The following is a 2,186-nucleotide window of genomic DNA, read 5'->3' on the forward strand; positions in this document are numbered from 1 at the left end:
TGGAACCAATATTCGGTACAAAATTTAGAAGATAAGCAATTAAAGCCCACAACAAGGGATATTCAACCCCCAGAATAAGCAACCAGATATAGATTAACCCACCCGTTCCCAGGCTCACTACAACCTTGATACTCATATAACGATTAACATTCTCTAAAAATAATTCAATATGCTCCATCAAGGTACTGTCTTCGCCGAAAGCCTTATGAAGTTTTGCCGGCAATGAAACACCTTCAAAAAGCATAAAAATCACTGTTAACACAATCAGAAAGGAGTTCGATAAAACGCCACCCAGGTTCCCCAGAGTGCTTACCGCCAACTTAAAAATCGTTGACGGGTCAAACAATTGCATTAACTTTTCCTTTGGAATATCCAAGCCCCAGGAATTTAAGCCACTGATTAGTTCGCCCATCAATGCTTGCAGGCGTATCTGGTACTGGGGTAGGTCATTTGAGAAAGCAGTGAGTGAAGTGGTAATAATAGAGATAATCACCAACTGCACCAGGCTGATAAAAATAACCACCAGTATCAAGGACAGCCAGGCAGGCAAGCCTTTCCGTTGCATAAAGAGAAAGGGAGGCGCACAAATGATGGCAAAAAAACCGGAGAGTAGAAACGTCACCATCAATGACTCAGCAGCGCGTATACCTGCAACCACAATAACAAATGCCGCCAAAACAAACAGCGTACGTGCTGCCGATGAAAACCCAGAGATCTGATGCATTGCCAACTCCTTTAGCAGGATGTTCCCACGAGATCTAATTGTTAATTAGCAGGGCAAATCGCGATACCGTGATTGTGAATTTCGACCAAGCTACTATGCAGGCTCTTCACCGCCAAGTCATAGTCGTCTTCGTTGACAACAAACTGCATGTCAACTTGTCGCATAGATTGATGCATTGCTAAAACACTAATTTCCTGCTGTGCCAGCGCCTTGACCGTCACCGCCAACATACCAGGCACTTGCATATTACTGCCAATCGCCGAAACAATCGCAACTTTGCACTGGTCAATCTCGGCCTCAGGAAAACATTTTTCCAGAGCACCGTATATACGCTTTACTGTTTTCAGGTTTGTAGCAAGATAATGAGTAATGGTGTTCGCATTAATATCTTTAGAAACAACATGGCCTTTGAAGCGCCTGATCAGCTCAAGAATTTTCTGGTCATAAGTATCGACACTACCCGTCATCCCCTGATCGAACACTTCCAGTGCATAGATGCCCTTGCAACCTGCAATAATTTCGACACAAGGCTCGTCACTGACATAGTCTCCGGTGATAAGTGTACCAGGATGGTCAGGCTCAAAAGTATTCTTAACTCTTAAAGGAATACGGTTACTACGTAAACCCTTGGCCGCTTTAGGGTGAATAGCTTCCATTCCCAGGTTAGCTAACTGATCGGCAACATCATAGTTTGTCCGTCCGATAGGAATAGCATTTTCTTCACCAACCAAACGAGGATCAGCCGTGCTCAAGTGAAATTCTTTATGGATGATGGTTTCACGCGCTTCGGTCAATACAGCGATGCGGCTAAAGGTCATTTCACTATAGCCACGGTCAAAAGTAGACATCAAGCCTTCCTCGCTATGCGCATAACCCGTCGCGATAGGTATCTGACTTGCCAAATCCAAGCCTTGAAACGCTTCAACGATCCGCTCATCCAAAGAGGTATGCTGTGCCGCGCGCCAGCCAGTTAAATCAACAAAACAAGCATTGAAACCGTCACGTTCAAGAAGCTTTGCAGTGTTCCAAGCGCTATGAGCCTCACCGATACTCGCCAACATTTCCCGAACAGTCGCCAAATGTGCGGAAAGCTCAAAATGCCCGTGTTGACAAAGTCTTTGAAGATCAACAAGACACTGCTCTGCATCATCCAGACGCTCGCCAATAAAACTATTCGCCTGCTGCAAAAGCTCACCTTCACCAAATAAGCCTGCGTTTATGGCCTGCATATCAGCTTTCACTTGCTGCAGCGCCTGGTGCCAACTCTTGTCTTTCAAGCCGTTGGCAAATAACGCATAGATTCCTGGCTGGCTAGTCTTTTTGTGCTCTAACAAAGCGTCTGTCATGCCGCCATACGCTGAAACCACAAATACACGCTGATAGATCGTATCCTCTCTTGAGGGTTTGCTGATTATATTATCGCGAATAGCGACATAATCACTCATTGACGTTCCACCGATCT

The 2,186-nt window shown here is 45.2% G+C and carries 2 protein-coding genes; both read right to left on the reverse strand.

Annotation, left to right across the window (positions count from 1 at the left end; all coding sequences use genetic code 11):
* Positions 1 to 724: AI-2E family transporter (locus A3766_RS13060; protein ID WP_068642324.1), on the reverse strand; the 724-nt coding region annotated here is incomplete at its 3' end.
* A 41-nt stretch (positions 725 to 765) separates the two neighbouring features.
* Complete coding sequence (locus tag A3766_RS13065; protein WP_231882901.1) at positions 766 to 2,184, reverse strand: aspartate kinase; 1,419 nt, start codon at positions 2,182 to 2,184, stop codon at positions 766 to 768.
* Positions 2,185 to 2,186 lie beyond the last annotated feature (2 nt).

The sequence above is a fragment of the Oleiphilus sp. HI0132 genome, assembly GCF_001635845.1.